This window comes from Gordonia sp. OPL2, from assembly GCF_003797825.1.
GTDB lineage: Bacteria > Actinomycetota > Actinomycetes > Mycobacteriales > Mycobacteriaceae > Gordonia.
Genome location: NZ_RKME01000021.1, coordinates 80864 through 101682 on the forward strand (window position 1 = coordinate 80864; position 20819 = coordinate 101682).

Annotated in this window: 21 protein-coding genes; 12 read left to right on the plus strand and 9 right to left on the minus strand. The window is 67.1% G+C overall.

Going from position 1 to position 20819, the window contains the following annotated elements; all coding sequences use genetic code 11:
• Positions 1-10: 10 nt before the first annotated feature.
• Complete coding sequence (locus EEB19_RS18600; RefSeq protein WP_187588833.1) at positions 11-301, minus strand: SelT/SelW/SelH family protein; 291 nt, start codon at positions 299-301, stop codon at positions 11-13.
• Between the two features lie 35 nt (positions 302-336).
• Between EEB19_RS18600 and EEB19_RS18605 the strand changes: the two genes are divergently transcribed.
• Together EEB19_RS18605 and EEB19_RS18610 are read left to right on the plus strand one after the other, a co-directional pair.
• Positions 337-1227 (plus strand): phosphoribosylaminoimidazolesuccinocarboxamide synthase, encoded by an 891-nt coding sequence (locus EEB19_RS18605; protein ID WP_187588834.1) that lies wholly within the window; start codon positions 337-339, stop codon positions 1225-1227.
• Positions 1228-1236: 9 nt separating this feature from the next.
• Positions 1237-3387: a S9 family peptidase gene (locus EEB19_RS18610; RefSeq protein ID WP_262365768.1), complete on the plus strand. Its 2151-nt coding sequence runs from the start codon at positions 1237-1239 to the stop codon at positions 3385-3387.
• A gap of 62 nt (positions 3388-3449) precedes the next feature.
• Here EEB19_RS18610 and EEB19_RS18615 read toward each other — a convergent pair whose 3' ends face one another.
• Positions 3450-3725: a DUF4242 domain-containing protein gene (locus EEB19_RS18615; RefSeq protein WP_187588835.1), complete on the minus strand. Its 276-nt coding sequence runs from the start codon at positions 3723-3725 to the stop codon at positions 3450-3452.
• 162 nt (positions 3726-3887) lie between these two features.
• Here EEB19_RS18615 and EEB19_RS18620 point away from each other — a divergent pair, with 162 nt between their 5' ends.
• Both EEB19_RS18620 and EEB19_RS18625 read left to right on the plus strand, forming a co-directional pair.
• A complete protein-coding gene (locus EEB19_RS18620; protein ID WP_187588836.1) occupies positions 3888-6470 on the plus strand; it encodes a helix-turn-helix transcriptional regulator in 2583 nt (860 codons plus the stop codon).
• A gap of 129 nt (positions 6471-6599) precedes the next feature.
• Positions 6600-7118: a hypothetical protein gene (locus tag EEB19_RS18625; RefSeq protein ID WP_187588837.1), complete on the plus strand. Its 519-nt coding sequence runs from the start codon at positions 6600-6602 to the stop codon at positions 7116-7118.
• Positions 7119-7213: 95 nt separating this feature from the next.
• Here the strand turns inward: EEB19_RS18625 and EEB19_RS18630 are convergent, their stop codons facing one another.
• Together EEB19_RS18630 and EEB19_RS18635 are read right to left on the minus strand one after the other, a co-directional pair.
• Complete coding sequence (locus EEB19_RS18630; protein WP_187588838.1) at positions 7214-8770, minus strand: DHA2 family efflux MFS transporter permease subunit; 1557 nt, start codon at positions 8768-8770, stop codon at positions 7214-7216.
• Positions 8767-9336, minus strand: a complete 570-nt coding sequence (locus tag EEB19_RS18635; RefSeq protein ID WP_187588862.1) for a MarR family winged helix-turn-helix transcriptional regulator — start codon at positions 9334-9336, stop codon at positions 8767-8769. The genes EEB19_RS18630 and EEB19_RS18635 overlap by 4 nt, the downstream gene beginning before the upstream one ends.
• Positions 9337-9489: 153 nt before the next feature.
• Here EEB19_RS18635 and EEB19_RS18640 point away from each other — a divergent pair, with 153 nt between their 5' ends.
• The 5 genes from EEB19_RS18640 to EEB19_RS18660 all read left to right on the plus strand — a co-directional run bounded on the left by EEB19_RS18640 (position 9490) and on the right by EEB19_RS18660 (position 13056).
• Entirely contained in the window at positions 9490-9972 is a 483-nt protein-coding gene (locus EEB19_RS18640) for a glutathione peroxidase (RefSeq protein ID WP_187588839.1), read from the plus strand.
• A 193-nt stretch (positions 9973-10165) separates the two neighbouring features.
• A complete protein-coding gene (gene purS / locus EEB19_RS18645) occupies positions 10166-10411 on the plus strand; it encodes a phosphoribosylformylglycinamidine synthase subunit PurS (protein ID WP_187588840.1) in 246 nt (81 codons plus the stop codon).
• A 3-nt stretch (positions 10412-10414) separates the two neighbouring features.
• Positions 10415-11095: a phosphoribosylformylglycinamidine synthase subunit PurQ gene (gene purQ, locus EEB19_RS18650; RefSeq protein WP_187588841.1), complete on the plus strand. Its 681-nt coding sequence runs from the start codon at positions 10415-10417 to the stop codon at positions 11093-11095.
• Positions 11095-11766 (plus strand): hypothetical protein, encoded by a 672-nt coding sequence (locus EEB19_RS18655; RefSeq protein ID WP_187588842.1) that lies wholly within the window; start codon positions 11095-11097, stop codon positions 11764-11766. Before purQ ends, EEB19_RS18655 begins: the two co-directional genes overlap by 1 nt.
• Before the next feature lie 27 nt (positions 11767-11793).
• The gene (locus EEB19_RS18660; RefSeq protein WP_187588843.1) at positions 11794-13056 is read left to right on the plus strand and encodes a M18 family aminopeptidase; all 1263 of its coding nucleotides are present in this window, start codon (positions 11794-11796) and stop codon (positions 13054-13056) included.
• A gap of 336 nt (positions 13057-13392) precedes the next feature.
• On the opposite strand, the gene EEB19_RS18665 is transcribed toward EEB19_RS18660, so the two are convergent.
• Positions 13393-14706 (minus strand): hypothetical protein, encoded by a 1314-nt coding sequence (locus EEB19_RS18665; protein ID WP_187588844.1) that lies wholly within the window; start codon positions 14704-14706, stop codon positions 13393-13395.
• A 5-nt stretch (positions 14707-14711) separates the two neighbouring features.
• On the minus strand, positions 14712-15662 hold the full coding sequence (locus EEB19_RS18670; RefSeq protein WP_187588845.1) for an AraC family transcriptional regulator: 951 nt from the start codon (positions 15660-15662) through the stop codon (positions 14712-14714).
• Positions 15663-15753: 91 nt separating this feature from the next.
• Between EEB19_RS18670 and EEB19_RS18675 the strand changes: the two genes are divergently transcribed.
• Both EEB19_RS18675 and EEB19_RS18680 read left to right on the plus strand, forming a co-directional pair.
• The gene (locus tag EEB19_RS18675) at positions 15754-16647 is read left to right on the plus strand and encodes an NmrA family transcriptional regulator (protein WP_187588846.1); all 894 of its coding nucleotides are present in this window, start codon (positions 15754-15756) and stop codon (positions 16645-16647) included.
• Positions 16644-17123: a DUF1772 domain-containing protein gene (locus EEB19_RS18680; RefSeq protein ID WP_187588847.1), complete on the plus strand. Its 480-nt coding sequence runs from the start codon at positions 16644-16646 to the stop codon at positions 17121-17123. Before EEB19_RS18675 ends, EEB19_RS18680 begins: the two co-directional genes overlap by 4 nt.
• Positions 17124-17213: 90 nt before the next feature.
• Here the strand turns inward: EEB19_RS18680 and EEB19_RS18685 are convergent, their stop codons facing one another.
• Positions 17214-18080 (minus strand): SDR family oxidoreductase, encoded by an 867-nt coding sequence (locus tag EEB19_RS18685; RefSeq protein WP_187588848.1) that lies wholly within the window; start codon positions 18078-18080, stop codon positions 17214-17216.
• Between the two features lie 122 nt (positions 18081-18202).
• Here EEB19_RS18685 and EEB19_RS18690 point away from each other — a divergent pair, with 122 nt between their 5' ends.
• Positions 18203-18652 carry a helix-turn-helix domain-containing protein gene (locus EEB19_RS18690; RefSeq protein ID WP_187588849.1) on the plus strand — a complete coding sequence of 150 codons (450 nt, stop codon included), beginning with the start codon at positions 18203-18205 and terminating at the stop codon, positions 18650-18652.
• Here the strand turns inward: EEB19_RS18690 and EEB19_RS18695 are convergent.
• Positions 18640-19983, minus strand: coding sequence for a VOC family protein (locus tag EEB19_RS18695; protein ID WP_187588850.1), 1344 nt, complete (start codon positions 19981-19983; stop codon positions 18640-18642). The genes EEB19_RS18690 and EEB19_RS18695 overlap by 13 nt on opposite strands.
• A complete protein-coding gene (locus EEB19_RS18700; RefSeq protein ID WP_187588863.1) occupies positions 19980-20486 on the minus strand; it encodes an RNA polymerase sigma factor in 507 nt (168 codons plus the stop codon). The genes EEB19_RS18695 and EEB19_RS18700 overlap by 4 nt, the downstream gene beginning before the upstream one ends.
• Between the last annotated feature and the right edge of the window lie 333 nt (positions 20487-20819).

The window sequence follows — 20819 nt, forward strand, 5'->3', positions numbered from 1 at the left end:
TAGCGGAGTGTCACGAAGGGTCGCCGGTCCGATCCGCATGACCGAGGTTCCAGTCGGGGAGTGCGACGTCACGGACAACTCGCTTGAGGGCGACCGCGTCGGGAAACCCGCCGTCGCGCTTGCGTTCCCACACCTGCGCGCCGTCGACCTCGATGTGGAAGACACCGCCGGTGCCGGGTACGAGGGTGACCGAGCCGAGTTCGGTGCCGAAGGTGTTGAGCAGCTCGCTCGCCATCCACGATGCCCGGAGCAGCCAGTTGCACTGGGTGCAGTAGGTGATGGTGATCTGCGGACCGGTCATGCGATGCAGGATGTCATACCTCTAAGGTCGAAGCCATGCGTCCGGAACTGAATACGTATACCCATCTGGCGTCGGGGAAGGTCCGCGAGATCTACGAGATCGATCCGGAGACCCTGCTGCTGGTGGCCTCGGACCGGATCTCGGCCTACGACCACATCCTCAGTCCCGCGATCCCCGACAAGGGGCGCATCCTGACCGCGATGAGCTTCTTCTGGTTCGACGTGCTCGGTGTGCCGAATCACCTCGCCGGCGGACCCACCGATGAGCGGATCCCGGCCGAGGCCGTCGGCCGGTCGATGGTGGTCCGGAAGCTCCCGATGGTTCAGGTCGAGTGCGTGGCGCGGGGCTACCTCACCGGATCGGGCCTGCTCGACTACCGGGCAACCGGGTCGGTGTGCGGAGTGGAACTGCCGGCCGGACTCGACGAGGCGAGTCGGCTCCCCGAACCCATCTTCACCCCCGCCACGAAAGCGGCTCAGGGTGACCACGACGAGAACATCAGCTTCGAGCGGGTCGTCGAGCAGGAGGGGGCTGACCGTGCGGAACAGTTGCGCACGGCGACTCTCGACATCTACGGGCGGGGCGCAGCCCTGGCCGCCGATCGCGGAATCATCCTCGCCGACACCAAGTTCGAGTTCGGAGTCGGAGACGACGGCGAGCTGGTCCTCGCCGACGAGGTGCTCACGCCGGACTCGTCGCGGTACTGGGAGGCGGCGTCCTACCGGGCCGGTGAGGTGCAGCCGAGCTTCGACAAGCAGATCGTGCGGAACTGGCTCACCGGAGAGGATTCCGGTTGGGACCGGGTGGCCGATCAGCCACCGCCCGAGCTGCCCGAGTCCGTGGTGTCCCGCACCCGCGCACGATACATCGAGGCCTACGAATGGATTTCGCAGAAGTCCTTCGCCGACTGGCCGAACCACGAGTAGGAGACGGTTGTGAGTTCCGACATCACCGCACCGGTGGCCAAGAAGGTCCCCAGTGAACGGACCCATCACGGCGACACCTTCGTCGACCAGTACGAGTGGTTGCGCGACAAGGACGATCCCGAGGTCGTCGCTTACCTCGAGGCGCAGAACGCGTTCACCGAGAAGCACACCGATCAACTCGACGGGCTGCGTAAGCAGATCTTCGGCGAGATCAAGAGCCGCACACAGGAAACCGACATGTCGGTGCCGAGCCGACGTGGTCGATACTGGTACTACGGCCGCACCGAGGCCGGAAAGCAGTACGGCATCCGGTGCCGTTGTCCCATCGCCGCCGACGACGACTGGACACCGCCGGTTCTCGACGCCGATGCCGCGCTGCCCGGCGAGGAGATCCTGCTCGACGCCAATGTCGAGGCCGAAGGTCACGACTTCTTCAGTCTCGGCGCGCTGACCGTCAGCGACGACGGCGATTGGCTCGCCTACAGTACCGATGTCGTCGGCGACGAGCGATACACGTTGCGCTTCAAGAACCTTCGAACCGGTCAGCTCCTCGACGACGAGATCCGCGACACCGCGGGCGGTGCGGTCTGGTCGGCCGACGCACGGCACGTCTTCTATCAGACCGTCGACGACGCCTGGCGGCCGGACACCGTGTGGCGCCACGACATCGGTGCCGGCACAGAAGACGTCACCGTCTTCCACGAGCCCGACGAGAAGTACTGGGTGGGCATGGGGTCCACCCGCAGCGACAAGTACCTGATGATCGGTGTCGGTTCCAAGATCACCTCCGAGGTGTACGTTCTGCCCGCCGACGACCCGACCGGCGAGTTCCGCAGTGTCGCACCGCGGGTGGAAGGCGTCGAGTACAACGTCGAGCACGCGGTGATCGGCGGCGACGACTATTTCGTCATCGTCCACAACGACATCCGGGACGGGGCGAAGGCCGAGAACTTCGCCATCGACATCGCCCCCGTCGCCGATCCCGCGGACCGTACCGAGCTCCTCGCGCACGATCCGGACCGCCGCATCGAGGATCTCGACGCCTTCGAGGACTACCTCGTGCTGTCGTACCGGCGATCGGCGCTGCCGAAGCTCGCGATCGCCGATCTCCGTCGGATCGAGGGGATTCCGACCGCCGCCGACTTCGTCGAGGTCGACTTCGAGCAGGAGCTGTTCTCGGTCGGTCTCGGTGGCAACCCCGAGTGGTCGACGCCGCGACTACGACTCGGCTACACGAGCTTCGTCGAACCGACCGAGATCCTCGACCTCGATGTCGCCACCGGCGAGCGGACGTTGCTGAAACGTCAGCCCGTGCTCGGCGGGTACGACCCCGCCGACTACGTGCAGTCGCGCGAATGGGCCACGGCGGCAGATGGAACCGAGATCCCACTGTCGATCGTGCGACGGAAGGGGACTGACGGCAACCGTCCCGCCCCGCTGCTGCTCTACGGGTACGGCTCGTATGAGATGAGCATCGACCCGTCGTTCTCGGTGTCGCGCCTGTCCATGCTGGATCGCGGGGTGGTGTTCGTACTCGCCCACATCCGCGGTGGCGGTGAGATGGGCCGGTACTGGTACGACAACGGCAAGACCCTCACGAAGAAGAACACCTTCACCGATTTCGTGGACTCGGCGCGGTATCTCGTCGACACCGGATGGACCACTCCGAGCCAGATGGTGGCCGAGGGCGGCTCTGCCGGCGGTCTGCTGATGGGCGCGGTGGCCAACCTGGCACCGGAACTGTTCAACGGCATCCTGGCCTCGGTCCCGTTCGTCGACGCACTGACGTCGATCCTCGATCCGTCGTTGCCGCTGACGGTGATCGAGTGGGACGAGTGGGGCGATCCGCTGCACGATCCCGAGGTCTACGCCTACATGCGTTCCTACTCGCCGTACGAGAACGTCGGCGCCAGGCCGTATCCGCCGATCCTCGCGCTCACGTCACTCAACGACACCCGAGTGCTGTTCACCGAGGCGGCGAAATGGGTCGCGAGTCTGCAGGACAAGACCACCTCGGACAATCCGGTCCTGCTGAAGACGGAGATGTCGGCGGGCCACGGCGGCGTCAGCGGCCGCTACAAGCAGTGGGAAGAAGTCGCTTTCGAGCTGGCGTGGATTCTGCAGCAGACGGGCGCGTACACGCCGCCGTCGGGCGACTGATCTGTGTGTGAGGGCAATGGTCCGCGCTGGGCGCGGACCATTGCCATGACACGGACGGCCGTCTAGGCGCCGGCCGACTGCGGACCGAACTCCGACGACACTTCGGTGACCGCCGTGCACGGGAAACCGGCACGTCGCGAGTGCTCGCGGACGGTCGATGCGTCGTCGGCCTGGTGGACGCAGTAGACCTTGTCGCCGGCGGCGTAGCTGGTCACCCAGCGGTAGGGGACGCCCAACGACTCGGCCGTGGCGTTGGACGTGCGGGCGATCTCGGCGAGTGCGGACGAGTCGAGGTCGGCCGCCCCCGGGAACTCGCGTTCGATGACGAAGGTCTTCATGGTGTTCTCCTCTGGTGTGTCGTGTGGACGTTGTGCTCATCGAGCGTCCCCCGGGGCCGGTGTCCTCGACATCGGGAGAAGCGCCCTATGTTGCAGATTCCGGCGGTCGCGTGATGTGAGCAGGCCTTGTGTGGTGCGAGCCGTGGTGCCTATGGTCTGGCTGTGGCTCTCCTGGAGCGGGATGCGGAGCTGTCGAGGCTGGCGGCACACGCCGATCGGGCGCGCGCCGGGCAGGGCGGTATCGCGCTGATCACCGGCGAGGCAGGAGCCGGGAAAACGGCGTTCGTCGACGAGTTCACGCGCGCGCACGCGCCGGGAATGCGGGTGCTGTGGGGAATGTGTGATCCGCTGTCCACCCCGCGTCCACTCGGCGCGCTGTTCGACATCGTCGACGACCTGGCCCCCGAAACCCGGCGCATTCTTCGCGGTGCGGACCACGCGTACGACATCTTCGACGCGGTGACGCGTGATCTGGCGTCGACTCCGACGATCCTCGTCATCGACGACATCCACTGGGCCGACCAGGGCACGACCGATTTCTTGCGGCACACGGTGCGTCGGATTCACCGCACGTCCACGGTGGTCGTGATCACCGCTCGCGACGAGTGGACGGGTGACGGTGCTCCCGTCCAGGTGCTGAAGGGCGACATCGCGCGGTCGTCGTCGGCGACGACCATACCTCTCGGGCCACTGTCGGTCGATGCCGTGGCGGAGCTGCTGGGCCCCCGACAGCACGATGCCCGACAGCACGATGCCGAGGCGCTGCATCGTCGCACCGCGGGCAACCCCTTCTTCGTCACGGAGTTGCTCGACCATGACGGAACCGATCTGCCGGCCACGGTCCGCGACGCGATTCTCGCGCGGACCGTCGGTCTCGACACGGACTGTTGGGAGGTGCTCAATCTCCTGACGTGCTCGCCCGGAGCGATTCCTGATCCGGTGATGGAGGCGCTCGGAGTCGGTGCACACTCGCTCCGATTGCTCGACGGGTTCCATCTGATCCGTCGGACGACCAGAGGTGTGGACTTCTGGCATGACCTCTACCGCCAAGCCCTGACCAGTGTCGTGCCGCCGGGCGCCGAAACCCGGTTCCATCAGCGTCTGATCGCTGCGCACGACACTGTCGGAGATCCCGATGAGGCCACCATCACTCACCATGCACGGCACGCCGGTGACTCCGCGCGTCTGCGGTCGGCGGCGATCGCTGCAGGGCGGACGGCCGCTCGGTCCGGTGCCCATCGCCAGAGCGCCGAGTTCTTCCGCACCGCACTCGGTTCGGGCGTCGGCGATCGTGCGGACGATGCCGAGATACTGGAACTGCTCGCGGCCGAGCTGTACCTGACCGATCAACTCGGGGAGGCGATCGTCGCGTGCCGGCACGCACTCGGGTTGCGCGAGGCCGGCGGCGACATCGACGGTGTCAGCACCGACAACATCGCGCTTGCCGTCTACGAGTGGTACAACGGCAACCGATCCGGAAGCGATGACCATGTCGCGCAGTCGATCACGGTGTTCGAACCCGGCCATCCACCCACGCCCGCGCTCGGTCATGCCCTGGCGATGCGGGCGTTCTTCGCCGTTCATGCCGGCACGGTCGCCGATGCGCGTGAGCATCTCGCCCGGGCTCGTCAGGTCGCCGCCGTGACAGACGACCCGTCCCTGGAGGATCGGATCGCCATCGTCGACGCGATCTGCGGCATCGTGTGCGGCGATCCCGACGCCCGCGCAGGCCTCATGAACGTACTCGCCCGGGCTCCCCGCCATCTCAACGAGCTATACTCGAGCGGATACAGCAACCTCGCCCACTTCGACGTCGAGCAGCGCCGCCTCCGGCGGGCTGCCGAATTGCTGGCGACGAGCATCGACATGACCATCGCGAGCGACCTCCCGGTCTGTCGGGTATGGCAGCTCGGTTCTCGTGCGCGACTGGGCCTTCTGCAGGGTCGGTGGGACGACGCGCTCCAGGACAGTGCCGCGGTCCTGGACGTTGCGTCGGCGCCACTGGCACATACGTGGCCGCTCCTGGTGCGCGGCCTCACCGCGTTACGCCGCCGGGCCGAGCGCAGTCCCGAGTTGGAAGAGGCATGGGAGCTGGGCCGGCGCTACGGTGAACCGCTCCGAATGCTTCCTGTCGCAACCGCACTGGTCGAACAGGTCTGGCTGACCGGGGTGCCCGACGACAGGGTGTCCCGGTTCACCGAGATGCTGCAGACGCACGGAGACGGGCTCGAATGGTCGCGCGGAGATCTCGCGGTGTGGCTGAGGAGAGTCGGGATCGATTGTGATGCAGACGGTGTCGCCCCGCCGTTCGCCGCTCATCTCGACGGTGACGTCTCTGCTGCGGCCCGGGGTCTCGCGGAGTGCGGATCGGAGTTCGATGCCGCCCTGGTGCTCACCGAGACCGGTGACCGCGAACAGATCCTTGCCGGGTTGGCGGGCCTCGATCGGCTCGGCGCGTATGCGACGGCGGACCGAGTCCGTCGCGCGCTCCGTGCCGAGGGGGCGATGACGATCCCGTCCCGAAAGCGGTCGTCGACCCTGTCCAATCGGGCCGGCCTGACGCGACGGCAGGTCGAGGTGTTGTCACTCATGGCCGAGGGAATGACGAATGCCGAACTCGCCGAACGCCTCTATCTCTCCGAGAAGACGGTCGGCCATCACGTATCCGCGATCCTGGCATGCCTCGGTGCGCCCAACCGGCGTGACGCCGTTCGGCGTGGACGGGAGTCCGGGGTGATCGACTGAGCGCGCCTCACCGATACGGCGCCTAGGTGAAGATGGGGAGATTCTCCCGATCCGGAGGCGGTACGGCCCCGGCGATTCTGATGGAGCATCCCGACCGGGCATGCACACCCTCGAATCAGGAGAGAAACCATGCGAGTCTCATCGACATCGCGCGTCGGAGCGGCGATCGGTGCCGCCGCGATCGCCGCCGTACTGGCCGTCGGCCCACTGAGTGCATCAGCGCAGGCGGCACCGCCGGCCACCGGTGCTCAGCTGTCGGTCTACGCGCCGAATCCGTACAACATCCGTGTGACCATCTCCGGCACGTTCCGGATGAGTCGGGTCGAGGCCGACACGATCATCCAGTACATGGTCGACAACCGAGTCGGTGGTGTCACCTACACCCTGCGTGCCGACGACCCCGGGTCCTCCGACGACGTGGTGTTCGATCGGATGGTCACAGGTACCGGATACATGCCCGGGGGTCACCTGGTCGCGACCGACAGCGGACTGAGCTACCTGAAGGTGATGGACGTGCCGCGTGAATACATGAACGAGGACGACAATGCCTTCGACGAGACGGATGAGATCTACGCGCAGGTCCATCTGAACTATGCGCGGGGCGGCGATCGCTTTGCGACGAGTCCGGTTGTCGCACGGAACTACTGAGTTGTGCGCCGGTACCCGCCGTCCATCGACGCGGAGACGACGACAGCACCCCGGGTGAATCCGGGGTGCTGTCGTCGATCGTGTACTCGGGCGGCTCAGTGCATGATCACCGGGGCCGAGCGGTCCATGTCCTCTTCGACCAGCGGCGACGCGATCTTCTTGCGGGGCAGGAAGAACGCCGGGATCAGGGTGAGCGCGATGAGCACCACCGAGACCATGAACGTCGACCCGAAGACGTCGGCGGCGGAGTCGAAGAACGACGCCGGGACCGGTGTGTCCTGCATCTCGGGCGGCAGCGCACCAGGGTTGGTGTTCGACGTGATCGCGACACCTGCCTGCAGGTTGCCCGCCAGGCTGCTGGCCAGCACCACGGAGATGACCGCGGTACCGATCGACGACGCGGTCTGCTGCACCACGTTCATCAGGGTCGAGCCGTCGGGCACCTGCGAGTTGTTGAGCGTCGCGAGAGCGGCCGACATGATCGGCATCATCGTCATGCCCATACCGAGACCCTGGACGAACAGCGCGCCGCCGAGCAACCAGTAGGAGGTCTCGGCGCCGAGGAAGACGAACACCCCCATGCCGACGAGGATCAACACGATGCCGCCGAGCACGAACTTGCCGGGGCCCATCTTGTCGGTCATCCGGCCGGCGATCGGCATCGTGATCATGGCGCCCAGACCCTGCGGGGCCAGCAAAAGGCCGGCGGCAAGCGTTGTCTCACCGCGGACACCGATGAAGTACTGCGGGAAGAGCAGCGCGGCACCGAAGAAGGCGATCATGAACAGCGTCATGGTGATCACCGCGACGGCAAGGGTGCGATTGCGGAACAGGCGCAGATCCAGCAACGGCTTGTCGGAGTGGAAGGCGTGCCAGATGAACGCCGCGATGAGGACCGCGCCGATGATCGCGGGGATCAGCACACTGCCGGTCATGAACGTGCGGTGCTCGGCGCTCGACGAGATGCCGAACAGGAACAATGCGAGACCCGGTGAGAGCAGCAGCAATCCGACCATGTCGATCTTCGGCTTCGACGTCTCCTCGTCGCCGCGCAGGACGAACCAGGAGTAGATGAACGCCACGATGCCGATCGGGACGTTGATCAGGAAGACCCAGTGCCAGCTCGCCTTCTCGATGAGCAGGCCGCCGAGGATCGGGCCGCCGATCGGGCCCAGCAGCATCGGGATTCCCAGCACCGCCATGACCGATCCGACCCGCTCCGGGCCGGCCGCCTTGGTCAGGATCATCATGCCGATCGGCATGAGCAGACCGCCGCCGAGGCCCTGGATCACGCGGAATGCGACCAGCGAACCGATGTTCCACGCGAGCGCGCACAGAATCGAACCGAGGGTGAACAGGACCAGTGAGGTCAGGTAGACCTTCTTGGTGCCGAAACGTGAAGCGGCCCAGCTGGACAGCGGGATGACCGCGGCAAGGGCGAGGGTGTAGCCGGTGGCGGTCCAGGCGGCGCCGGCCGCGTCGGTGCCGAACTCCTGCTGGAAGGTGTTCTGCGCCACGGCGACGACGGTGACGTCGAGGATGGACATGATCGCGCCGAGCACGACGACGCCGGCCACCATCAGCACATGCCGATCGAGCTTGGTGTCCGGTGGCCCCGCGTGCGCGTGGGCCGGTGTTGACGAGGAGGTCATGAACCGACTTTCTGTTTCTGAGAGGTACTCGGTGACGGTGTGGTGGTCGCAGTGACGGTCTGTTCTGATCCGGCGATGCCGGAGAAGTAGTCGACGTCGTTGTCGACGATGGGATCGAGTGCGCGACACAGGTTCGTGCGCAGTGAGTCGGGGAGACCCGCGACGAAGCCACGGATGATGTCCTGCTTGATGCTCAGTTGGGAGTCGACGACCCGTGTTCCCTCGTCGGTAAGGGAGACCCGCTTGACCCGGCGGTCGGTGGCGTCCTCGCGTCGATCGACGAGGCCGACGCCGACGAGTTTGTCGACGGTACGTCCCGCGGCGGCGAGGGAGAGGTTCACCTGCTGGGCGATCTCGTTCACGGACATGCACTCGGCGCCGTCGCCATGTGCACCGAGCGCGAACAGGACCCGCAACTGCGAGAACGTCAGGTCCGTGGCGGCCATCGAATCCATGGTCTGGGACTTGCCCACGCAGGCGAGCCGGTCGAGGAAGCCCATCAACGACTCGTAGGCGCGCTCGATCGACGCCCCTGCACTGCAGGTCGACGCGCGGTCGGACGGCATGGATGACGACACCCGACAAAACTAACGCAGACGCAACTATTTCGTAAACGCAATCAATGGTGAGATCGGACATACCTTGTCGACGACAGTGACCGAGGTCATAGCGCAGGTGAACTCCGGCTCCCCGGGATTCGCTGCGCTAGCGTCGATGGCATGAGCAATGTCAAGGACATCCCCGTGAAGGCACTCGACGGCAGCGCACTCGATCTCTCCGGTTTCACCGGCCCCCTGCTGGTGGTCAACGTCGCCAGCAAATGTGGGCTGACCCCGCAGTACACCGGGCTCGAGGAGATCGCCAAGACCTATGGCGACCGCGGCCTGACCGTTGTCGGAATGCCGTGCAACCAGTTCATGGGCCAGGAGCCGGGGACCGCCGAGGAGATCGCGACCTTCTGCTCGACCAGCTACGGCGTCACCTTCCCGCTGCTGGAGAAGGCCGACGTCAAGGGTGATGAGCAACATCCGCTGTATGCCGAGCTGACCAAGGCCGCCGATGCCGACGGTGAGGCGGGCGACGTGCAGTGGAACTTCGAGAAGTTCCTCGTCGGCGCCGACGGCACCGTCGTCAACCGCTTCCGTCCTCGTACCGAGCCGAACGATCCCGCGGTCATCTCCGCGATCGAAGCCGTTCTCTGACCCTTCGAGACGCTGCGCTCCTCAGGGATCGGGAGACGACGCGTTGCGCCCGGTCCCTGAGGAGCCCGCGAGGAGACGCCTTACGCCCGATCCCTGAGGAGCCCGCGAGGAACGAGCGGGCGTCACGAAGGGGTCCCACCACCCGGTAAGGTGTTCGCTGAACAGCGGACCAGCGAGAACGGAGCAGCAGCCCATGGCGCGAGTGGTGGTCGACGTGATGCCGAAGGCCGAGATCCTCGACCCTCAGGGCCAGGCGATCGTCGGGGCGCTGGGACGCCTCGGTTTCTCCGGTGTCGCCGACGTCCGGCAGGGCAAGCGTTTCGAGCTCGAGGTCGACGACTCCGTCGACGACGTCACGCTCGAGCGCATCGCCGAAGAGCTCCTCACCAACACGGTGATCGAAAACTTCAACGTCTCCCGCGTCACGGACCAGGGGTAGGTCATGTCTGCTCGTATCGGGGTGATCACGTTCCCGGGAACCCTCGACGACGTCGATGCCGTGCGTGCCGCGCGGATCGCCGGCGCGGAACCGGTGGAGCTGTGGCACGGCGATGCCGACCTGAAGCAGGTCGACGCCGTGGTGGTGCCCGGCGGCTTCTCCTACGGTGACTACCTGCGCGCCGGGGCGATCGCACGATTCGCGCCGGTGATGGGATCGGTCCTCGAGGCCGCCGCCAAAGGCATGCCGGTCCTGGGTATCTGCAACGGTTTCCAGGTGTTGTGCGAGGCCGGCCTGTTGCCGGGGGCGTTGACCCGCAACGAGGGTCTGCACTTCCTCTGCCGCGATCAGTGGTTGAAGGTCGAGTCGAACACGACGGCGTGGACCAGTCGGTTCGAGCTCGGCGCCGAGATCCTCATCCCGCTCAAGTCCGGGGAGGGAAGATACGTCGCCCCGGAGCGCAAACTCGAGGAACTCGAAGGCGAGGGTCGGATCGTCTTCTCCTATGCGGGCGGCAATCCGAACGGTTCCGCGCTCGACATCGCCGGCATCTCCAGTCCCGACGGCCGGATCGTCGGGCTCATGCCGCATCCCGAGCATGCGACCGAGCCGCTCACCGGTCCGAGCGACGACGGTCTCGGGCTCTTCTACTCCGTCATCGATTCCGTGCTGGCCGCTGCCTGATGGTCTCGCTGATCATGGCGGCCCTCGGTGCTGCCATGCTCTGCCTCTGTGTTGTCTCGCTACGACTGATGCCCAAGGTCGGCTGGGTCGCCGGCGCGGTGACGGTGATCCTCGTCGGCCTCGCCTACGACAACATCGCCGTCGCGATCGGCCGCTTCGTCGGCTACGGCGACACCCTGCTGGCGATCAACATGCCGCGCTTCTGGATTCACGCCGTCTTCACGCCGCTGCTGATCATCATCACCGGGGTGCTGGTCGGTCGGCTGGGCGTCGAGCAGGCCCGAACCCGCAACGTCGCGATCGGCGGATGGGTACTGGTCGCCATGTTGATCGCCATCGGAGTCGTCGACGAGGTGGTGCGCGCCCGCCTGGTCCCCGAAGACGCCGGTGACGCGCTGCGATATGTGAACGACGCGGCGTCCGGGCCGCCGCTCCCGGCGATCATCACCGTGCTCGCGGTGCTCGTGCTCGGCGTGATGGCGTGGCGCTACGCGGGATTCCCGTGGCTGTTCGTCGGCGCACTGGTGATGCTGGTGGCCGCCGCAGCGGGCTCGTCGGTCCTGTGGGTGGGCAACCTCGGCGAGCTGGTACTGATGAGCTCCGTGGTCGTGACGATGGCAGCGGTCGGCGGGGCGCACATTCCCGCGGCGCGCCCGGTCCGGCAGAGCTGAACCGAGTCCACACTGAGGAGGGTGGCAATGATCGAGACCAGTGCGACCGCCGAGGAACTCGGCACCTTCATCGACGCGTCGCCGTCGCCGTTCCACGTGTGCGCGACCGTGGCCGGACACCTGGACTCCGCCGGGTACACGCGCCTGCACGAGAACCACGAGTGGGCGTCGGCGACGGGTCGCAACTATGTGATTCGCGGCGGATCTATCATCGCGTGGGATGCCGGTGACGGCAACGCGTTCCGGATCGTCGGCGGCCACACCGACAGCCCGAACCTGCGGCTCAAGCAGCATCCGGACCGTACCTCCGCCGGCATCGGCATGGTCGCCCTCGAACCGTACGGGGGCGCGTGGCTCAACTCGTGGCTGGACCGCGACCTCGGTCTCTCCGGACGTCTCGCCCGGCGGGTGGGGGCCGGTGTCGAGCATGTGCTCGTCCACGTCACCGAACCGGTGATCCGGGTGCCACAGTTGGCCATTCACCTCTCCGAGGATCGCAAGGGGGTCAGCCTCGACCCGCAACGCCACGTCGACGGGCTGTGGTCGGTGCGTGATTCGGGTCCGGGAATCCTCGAATGGGTGGCCTCGTACGCGGGAATCGACCCCGGGGCGCTGCTCGGTTGGGAACTGATGACCCACGACGTCACGCCGAGCCGCCTCATCGGCGCCGACGACGATTTGCTCAGTGCGCCACGGCTGGACAATCAGGGAACCTGCTATGCGGGCCTGCGTGCGCTCCTCGACGGCGCACCGTCGGTGCACACGCGAGTGCTGGCCCTGTTCGACCACGAGGAGGTCGGTAGCGGTTCCGAACGCGGCGCCGCCTCCGATTTCCTGTCGACGGTCATCGAGCGGATCGTGCTGGCGCGCGGCGGTTCTCGAGCCGACTTCCTGCAGGCGATGGCGGCCAGCGTGTGCGTGTCCGGCGACATGGCACACGCCACCCACCCCAATTACCCGGATCGACACGAACCGTCTCACCGCATCACGATCAACGGCGGGCCGGTGCTCAAGGTCAACCAGAACCTGCGCTACGCGTCGGATGCGATCGGCGAGGCCGTGTTCGCGGTGGCCTGCGATACCGCAGGTGTTCCGATGCAGCGCTACACACATCGCGCGGACCTGCCGTGCGGCTCCACCATCGGACCGATCACAGCGGCCCGCACGGGACTGTCGACGATCGACGTCGGCGCACCGCAGTTGGCCATGCACAGTGCCCGGGAACTGATGGGCGCCGATGACGTGCCGATGTATTCGGCTGCGCTGCAGGCGTTCCTGAGCGGCGGGTAGGTTCCGAAGTCCTGCGCTCGTTGCCTGACGGGCGAGCTTGCAGGCGTCGTTTGTTCCCTGAGGCGAGTGCCGTTTGTTCCCTCGGGCGAGTGTCATTCGTTCCCTGAGGAGCGAGCTTGCGAGCGTCGATTGTTCCCTGAGGAGCGAGCTTGCGAGCGTCGTTTGTTCCCTGAGGAGCGAGCTTGCGAGCGTCGATTGTTCCCTGAGGAGCGAGCTTGCGAGCGTCACGAAGGGTCGTCCCTTCGTGACGCTGCGCTCGTTCCTCGTGCGGCTCCTCAGGGGTCGTGGTGCGCTCGTTCCTCGCGCGGCTCCTCAGGGATCGGGGCGGTGCACAACTCAATTCGGTCGCAGCACAGTGATCGACGTCCCCTCGTGGACGACGATGTACCCGTCGACGTCCTCGGTGGAACCGATGACCGAGCGCGTCCACGCGATGCGGCCCGCAGCGGCGTCGACCCCGGTGATCTGATTGGCGTCCGCGAACACCAGTGTGGACTCCGACGATCCGACGCACTGCAGCTGATCGATGTTGGAGTCGGGGGCGTCGAGCGGGGGCGTTCCCATGGCGCCGACCCTGCTGCCGTCGGACAGCGTGTAGAAGATCCGTGACCGGTCCTTGAGTGCGAAGGCGACCATGTCACCGCAGGGTTTGGTGTTGGACTTGGACAACTCCGGGTCGGTGATCTGCCACAGCGCACCCTCGCGCGCGGGGTCACGGATCTCGTAGCGGCCCTGCGTCACCTGGACCTGACTGTCGCCGGTGCCGGTGAGGACCGGGAGCACCGATGCGCCGTCGAGGACACGCAAGCCCGCGGACACCGCGACCGGTGACGTGCTGAGGACTCCGGCGTCGACGGCGTACGTGGCGACGCGCTCATTGCCGAATTCGTTGTACTGCACGGTGATACCGGTGGGGAAGGGGGTGATGGTGCACTGGCTGCAGGAGAGCAGATCCGCGCCCGTGGCCGGGTCGAGTACAAAGCGTGTCCCGTCGACCGTGGAGACGGTGAGCACCCCGTCGTCGCGAGCGGAGGCTGTTGCGGCGGTCGCGAAGGTGCGCGACCACAGTTCGCGTCCCATCGGGTTGCGCAAGGTGACGCGGTAACCGGCCTGATCGATGCGGAGGAAATCGGAGCCCACGCCGACGACCTGTTTCGTGTCGTCGAGATCGGACGCCGACGACGGGGTCCCCTCACCGTCGATGAGGTAGAAGCCGTCGGGCGCGCCGCCGACCTTGATGGCGCACCCGACCTGGCCCTCGTCGTCGAGTCCGCACCCGCCCAATCCGGCCACAACCGGCTTGTCCCACAGAGGTGTTCCGCTCGCCTCGTTGACGAGCAGGAAGGCCCGGCCGAGTCCGGAGGGATAGCTCAACAGCCAGCGGTCCTGCCACGTGTCGACCACGTCGACACCCGCGTCGGCGCGATAACCGGGAAGGGTGTCGCTCGAGTGGGTCCAGGCGACGTCGGGTTCGTCGGTGTACCCCCGCAGCTGACCGTTCGCATGTTCGGTCGACGCCCCTTCCGGTGTGCCGGTGGCGAGCACGATCCCGATCGCGGCGATCATCGCCGCGATCAGCACCATCGTGACGGTGCCGATGCCGAACGGAAGGCGCGCAGCGACACGGGCGAGCGAGGAACGGGCGGACATGGCCATCAGTGAATCACGCGCGCGGCCCGCTCACGGTACGCGGCCGGGCTGATGCCCCGACTGCGTTTGAACGCGGCGCTGAAGGCGAATGCGCTGCCGTAGCCGACCTGGTGCGCGATCGACCCAAGGGAACGGCCGCCCTCGGCGAGGAGATCGGCGCCGGTCGACAACCGCCAGGTGGTCAGGTAGGTCATCGGTGGTTCGCCGACGAGGTCGGTGAACCGGCGGGCCAGCACCGCCCGCGACACACCCGTCGCCGCGGCGAGCGACGCGACGGTCCAGGGTTCCGCGATGTCGTTGTGCATCAGCCGAAGCGCCTGTCCCACGACCGGATCGGAGTGCGCTCGATACCACTGTGAGGCGCGCACCGCCCCGGACTCCATGGATTGCCGCAGACCGGTGATGAGCAACAGGTCGAGCAGACGGTTGAGGACCGCGTCCTGTGCGGGGGAGTCACGCACGATCTCATCGTCCATCAGACCCACGAGTGGGTGATCGGTCAGATGGACGAGGGTGACGCGGTCGAGCGCGTCCAGCAGGCGCCCGCTCACCTCTCCGCTCGAGTACGTCCCGATCAGCATGATCGCGGCGGCGTCCTGCTCGTCGGCGCAGTTGCCCCACGAACGGACACCGAAGCACATGTCGTCGGCCACGCTGTGACTACCGGTGGGATCGAAACAGTCACCGTTCGCGTCGATCCGGGCCACCCAGTCGGTCCCGGGACGATCGCCGATGGTGTACGGGTGCGTGCCGCGGATGAGCGCGACATCGCCGGAGCCGACCCGGTGGCGGGTGCCGTCGTCGTAGGTCATCGTCGACGTGCCGCGCGTGACGGCGACGACCGTGAGGGGTGCGGTGTCCTCGATGCGCACCGACCATGGCGATCGCATCACCATCCGCAACATCATCGGGGTCTGTGCGCGGGGACCGTTGAGAAGACTGCCGAGTGCGTCCACATCGCAAGCCTAGCGTCGAACGAGACGATCACGTATGGAATCGAGCTGATTGACCATGGATCGTCTCACCGATTCGCGGTGAACTGAAGTCATGACACACAACACCCCCTCCACCGCCCACTCCCCGCATCCCACGCCGGCCGGCCCTGTCCTCGTCGTCGGCGCGACCGGCAAGACCGGCTCCCGGGTCGCGGCCCTGCTCGAGGTTCGCGGCCACGACATCCGCCGGGCCAGTCGGTCGAGTGACATCGTCTTCGACTGGACCGACCGATCGACGTGGGCCCCGACGCTTGCCGGCGCCGGACCCGTCTACCTCACCTATCAGCCCGACCTCATCGCGCCCGGTGCGACCGACGACATCGCCGAGTTCGTCCGCCTCGCCGACGAGGCCGGGGTACCGCGTCTGGTCCTGCTGGCCGGGCGCGGGGAAGCCGAGGCCGACGCGGCCGGCCGCCTCGTCCATGCGGCGCGTGCGGAATCGACCGTGTTGTCCTGCGCGTGGTTCGATCAGAACTTCACCGAGGGCGGATTCGCGCCGGAGATCGCCGCGGGATCGTTGACCCTGCCGGTCGGGGACGTCGGCGAGCCCTTCATCGACGCCGACGACATCGCCGCGGTCGCGGTGGCAGCCCTGCTCGAGGTCACCGCCGACGGCGACAACCCGCACGCCGGCCGGACCTACGACTGCACCGGCCCCCGGCTGCTCACGTTCGCCGAGGCCGCGGCGGAGTTCGGACGTGCCCGCGGTGCAGTCGTCACCTTCACCGAGGTGTCGTCCGCCGACTATCGGGACCTGTTGCGGCAGTTCGACGTACCCGCGCCGGAGGTCGAGCTGTTGCTCGTGCTCTTCGGAAAACTGTTCGACGGTCGCAATGCGTACATCTCCGACGACGTGGAGCGCGTGCTCGGCCGACCTCCGCGCGACATCGTCGACGTCGCCGCGGCCTGGACGAGATCTGCTGCCCAGGAACGGGTGTCGCGATGAGTCAGCTCCGCGACATCGTCCTGACCCTGGCGATGGCCACGATGGGACTGACCGCCGGCCTGTATGCGGCGTTCGCCTACTCGGTGATGCCCGGGCTGCAACGCGCCGGCGCGTCGACAGCGGTGGCCTCGATGCAGCGCATCAATGTGGCGATCATCAACCCGGTGTTCGCGGTGATCTTCGCGGGCGCCGTCGTCTTCGGCGCCGTCGGAGTGGCGCTGTGGTGGGGGGACCCGCTGCGCTGGTGGCTCGTCGCCGCCACGATCCTGGCGGTTGTCTCAGTGCTGATCACGATGGGCATCAACGTGCCGTTGAACGATCGACTGGACGCCGCCGGCACGGTGTCGGCCGCCGACGCCCCGACGATCTGGACGGATTTCGTCCGGCCCTGGGTGCAGTGGAACATCGTGCGTGCCGCAGTGGCGACCGCCGGTTTCGTGGTCGTGACCATCGGCTTGCTGCAGACCCGCCCCTGACCCTGTTCGACACAGGTTGCCGTGTGGTCCGGAATCCGGGCCACACGGCAACCTCGTGTGTGGCCATGTCTCCGCTCGGAGTGAACCGACTCAGGGTCTGACGACGATCCCGTGCCGCACCACATCCCGGAACCCGGTTGCGGGCCGACCGAGGAGATCGACGAGGTCGGTCGAGTCGGAGTCGAGGGCACCGGTCGCGACACCGGCATCCGAGTTCGCCAGGATGTCGGCGAACGGCGCGGGAATCCCGGCGCCGACGAGGGCGGCGGCGTAGTCGGACTCCGACAGATCCTGGTATCGCACCGGGCTGCCGCTGACCTCGGTGAAGGTTGCGGCGATGTCCGCGTAGGAGAGATGCTGCGGACCGGCCAGTTCGAAGACCTGTCCGCCGTCGGCGGAGATCAGTGCGGCGGCCGCTGCCTCGGCGTAGTCGGCCCGCGACGCCGGCGCGATCTCACCGTCGCGCGCGCTTCCGTAGAGGACGCCACTCTCGATCGCGGCGGGTGCCGACTGGAGATAGTTTTCCGAATACCAACCGTTGCGCAGCAGCACGACGGGAAGGCCGCTGTCGGACAACAACTTCTCGGTCGCGAGATGCTCGGCGGCCAGCGCCAGCGGTGAGGTGTCCGCCCGCAGGATGCTGGTGTAGGCCACCAGGCCGACGCGCGCCGAGACGGCGGCGTCGATCACGTTGGTGTGCTGCGGCAGGCGCTGTCCGACCTCGGAGCCGGAGACGAACAGGAGCCGGTCGACCCCGGCGAACGCGGCCTCGAGCGCAACCCGGTCGGCGTAGTCGGCCACGCGCACCTCGACGCCGGCGCGCGCAAGGTCGTCGGCCTTCTTGACGTCGCGCACCACCGCGATGATGTCGGCGGGAGCCACAGAGCGCCTGATCAGGGCGTCGATGGCTTCGCTGCCCAGTCCGCCGGTGGCACCGGTCACTGCGTAGGTCGTCATGGGGTCTCTCCTCTGCTGGGGTCACCGATGGGCGGTGCTTCCTGATCATGTTGCACTTACGTTTGGTGCAGTGCAACAGTGACGGTAACCACATGCATGAGAGTTTGCGTATGATGGGCCGCATGTCCGCAGCGCAGTCCGCCCCGGAGTCAGGCTCAGACGAGGTCGATCAGGCCTTCGTCGCGGACGTCTTCGCCCGCGACTGCGCCTCGCGCGACATCCTGCAGAACGTGACCAGCCGCTGGGGACTCCTCGCGCTCGTTGCGTTGGGCGAGAGCGACATGCGGTTCAACGCGCTACGTCGTCGGGTCGACGGTGTGAGTGAACGGATGCTGTCGGTGACCCTGCAGGCACTGGAGCGCGATGGGTTTGTGAATCGATCTGTCCTGCAAGCCATCCCGCCCCGGGTCGAGTATTCGCTCACCGACCTCGGGGCCGAGGTGGCCGCCCGCCTCACCGGGCTGATCGAGTTCGTCGAGGGACACGTCGCCGATGTCGCGGAATCCCGTGCGGCGCATGATGTGCCGGTACCCGCGGACGCAGCCCGGGGCAGGCGCTCTCAGAAGAGTTGACCGAGGTAGAACTCGGCGCCCTGATCGTCGGCACACAGCGCCATCATTCCGTAGGCCTGGGTGTCGGGTTCGGAGATCACCCGACCGCCCGCGGCCCGGACCCGCTCGACCGCGGCGTCCATGTCGGCGACATTCCACATCGGGACAGCGGCCGAGCGCTCGGCGCCGCCGGCGATCCCGATCTGCGGTCGCACCTCGTCGACCTCCCACCCGTCGTCGATCCGGCCGCCGTGGAACGTCCATCCCAGTGCGCCGCCATAGAACGCGCGGAACCGCGAGCTGTCGACGGTGTGCACGGTCAGGTAGGACATCTCGCCGATGCCACGCGGATGCTGCTCCGGGCGCGGCTCGTCGGCGGCGGGAACGTGGACCGAGAACGCCACGCCCTGATCATCGACCGCGTCGAGCACCCGGGTGCCGTCGCGCGACACCTCGTCGACGTCACCGGCGGTGCCGCCGGCGGCGAGGATCGCGCTGCGGGCGGTGTCGAAGTCGTCGACGGCGTAGACGCAGTACAGGGTGTTCGACCCGTAGCCGCCTGCCTGCGAGATGCCCAGGCGGTGACCGAGATTGGTGACCTGTCGGGTGGATGCGTCGTATTCCCACCCCAGGACCGATCCGTAGAAGCGCGCGGCGCGGTCGACGTCGGGGGTCTGCAGTGACATGTACACGATGTCGCCGACGTGGATGCGGTCGGCCATCGGTGCACCGGCCTTCGACGGCCCGGTCAGCATCCACCGATGTCCGAAGGGATCGATGATGGTGCCGGTCCGCGTGCCGTAACCCTCGTACGGCTCACGGGTCACCGCGGCGCCCGCATTCTGGGCGGCGGCGACGGCCGCGTCGGTGTCGTCGACCGGGAGCATCAGACTGACCGACACATGACCGGGCTGTGGCCCGCGTAGGCCCATGTCCTCGAATTGATCTGCCACATAGATGACGCCGCCGCCGATCTCGAGCTCGGCATGGCCGATGCGGCCGTCGTCCATGACGATCGGTTCACCGCGCAGGGTCGCGCCGAGATGGGCCACGTACCAGTCGACGGCGGCGCGTGCCCCGTCGATGGTGAGGTAGGGCAAGGCCCCCGGCCGTTCGACGGTCGGTGTCTCGGTGGTGTCGATCGTGCTGTTGATGTCGGTGGTGGTGATGTCGGTACTCATGACTACTCCTGTGGGCAGGGTCGCGCCGCGCTCGAGTCGGTCCCGCAACCTGTGCGCGAACTCGGCGTCGGGGGCGATCGGATCGGTCCAGCCCGGGGTGTCGGCGGCCCGCAGGGCGACGAACGGATCGGCCGATGCCGCGCCGCGTTCGGTGCTGTTGTGCTCGCTCATGCGTGACCCCCTCTCCTCGAGCCGCTGTGTCCGGGCCGGGTGTCGGTGTCCGGATAGGCCGCGCGAAAGGATCGCTTGGCCCGCGTGAGCAGCGCTTCGGTGGCCCCGACGGTGCGGTCGAGCACGGCCGCGCACTGGCCGACGGGCAGATCGTCGACGTAGCGAAGGGTCAGGACCGCCCGATGTGTCGGCGACAGTTGCGCCAACGTGTGATGGGCGACCATCCGGTCGAGATGGACATCCCAGTCGTCGTCGGCCGATTCGGGAACGTCCTCGACCGGCTCCGGGGTCCGCTGCATCGTGCGCCAGTGGTCGGCCAGCTTGTGGCGTGCCACTCCGATCAACCATGGCGTCGTCGGTCGCGCCCCGCCGTCGCGGCGCACGGTGTCCATCGCGGCCAGGAAGGTCTCCGAGGTGAGATCCTCGGCGACCCGCCGATCCGAACACCGGCGCAGCAGATACCCGTACACCGCGGGCAGTGCATCGTCGTACACGGCCAGCAGCGCGGGCGCTCCGCCTCCGGGCGGATCCTGTTGTTCGCCGCTCACATCTTCATCGTCGTTCGCCGCTGCCGGAATCCGACGCCCTATCGGAGAATTTCTTTCGGCGGCCCTTCGTGACGCTCGCAAACTCGCTCCTCAGTGTCTGAGGCCGCCGGTGGCGGCCGTGGTGGGGAGCGAAGAGTGGATGCTGGCCACCTGGGGTCGGTGGGGGGATCATTGATGGGTGGATCGTGGCCGTCCCCGGACGCTTCCCTTGTGTCAGTGAGCCAGTTCCTCAGTGTGGGGTGCGGGGCCTACCACGGGAATCGTGGATTGTTGCTACGAGCACGCGGA

Bases quoted from the DNA above. Each gene is read 5' to 3' on its own strand.
- EEB19_RS18600 (WP_187588833.1), bottom strand. From the start codon at position 301: ATGACCGGTCCGCAGATCACCATCACCTACTGCACCCAGTGCAACTGG.
- EEB19_RS18605 (WP_187588834.1), top strand. From the start codon at position 337: ATGCGTCCGGAACTGAATACGTATACCCATCTGGCGTCGGGGAAGGTC.
- EEB19_RS18615 (WP_187588835.1), bottom strand. From the start codon at position 3,725: ATGAAGACCTTCGTCATCGAACGCGAGTTCCCGGGGGCGGCCGACCTC.
- EEB19_RS18625 (WP_187588837.1), top strand. From the start codon at position 6,600: ATGCGAGTCTCATCGACATCGCGCGTCGGAGCGGCGATCGGTGCCGCC.
- EEB19_RS18630 (WP_187588838.1), bottom strand. From the start codon at position 8,770: ATGACCTCCTCGTCAACACCGGCCCACGCGCACGCGGGGCCACCGGAC.
- EEB19_RS18635 (WP_187588862.1), bottom strand. From the start codon at position 9,336: ATGCCGTCCGACCGCGCGTCGACCTGCAGTGCAGGGGCGTCGATCGAG.
- EEB19_RS18640 (WP_187588839.1), top strand. From the start codon at position 9,490: ATGAGCAATGTCAAGGACATCCCCGTGAAGGCACTCGACGGCAGCGCA.
- purS (WP_187588840.1), top strand. From the start codon at position 10,166: ATGGCGCGAGTGGTGGTCGACGTGATGCCGAAGGCCGAGATCCTCGAC.
- purQ (WP_187588841.1), top strand. From the start codon at position 10,415: ATGTCTGCTCGTATCGGGGTGATCACGTTCCCGGGAACCCTCGACGAC.
- EEB19_RS18655 (WP_187588842.1), top strand. From the start codon at position 11,095: ATGGTCTCGCTGATCATGGCGGCCCTCGGTGCTGCCATGCTCTGCCTC.
- EEB19_RS18660 (WP_187588843.1), top strand. From the start codon at position 11,794: ATGATCGAGACCAGTGCGACCGCCGAGGAACTCGGCACCTTCATCGAC.
- EEB19_RS18665 (WP_187588844.1), bottom strand. From the start codon at position 14,706: ATGTCCGCCCGTTCCTCGCTCGCCCGTGTCGCTGCGCGCCTTCCGTTC.
- EEB19_RS18675 (WP_187588846.1), top strand. From the start codon at position 15,754: ATGACACACAACACCCCCTCCACCGCCCACTCCCCGCATCCCACGCCG.
- EEB19_RS18680 (WP_187588847.1), top strand. From the start codon at position 16,644: ATGAGTCAGCTCCGCGACATCGTCCTGACCCTGGCGATGGCCACGATG.
- EEB19_RS18685 (WP_187588848.1), bottom strand. From the start codon at position 18,080: ATGACGACCTACGCAGTGACCGGTGCCACCGGCGGACTGGGCAGCGAA.
- EEB19_RS18690 (WP_187588849.1), top strand. From the start codon at position 18,203: ATGTCCGCAGCGCAGTCCGCCCCGGAGTCAGGCTCAGACGAGGTCGAT.
- EEB19_RS18695 (WP_187588850.1), bottom strand. From the start codon at position 19,983: ATGAGCGAGCACAACAGCACCGAACGCGGCGCGGCATCGGCCGATCCG.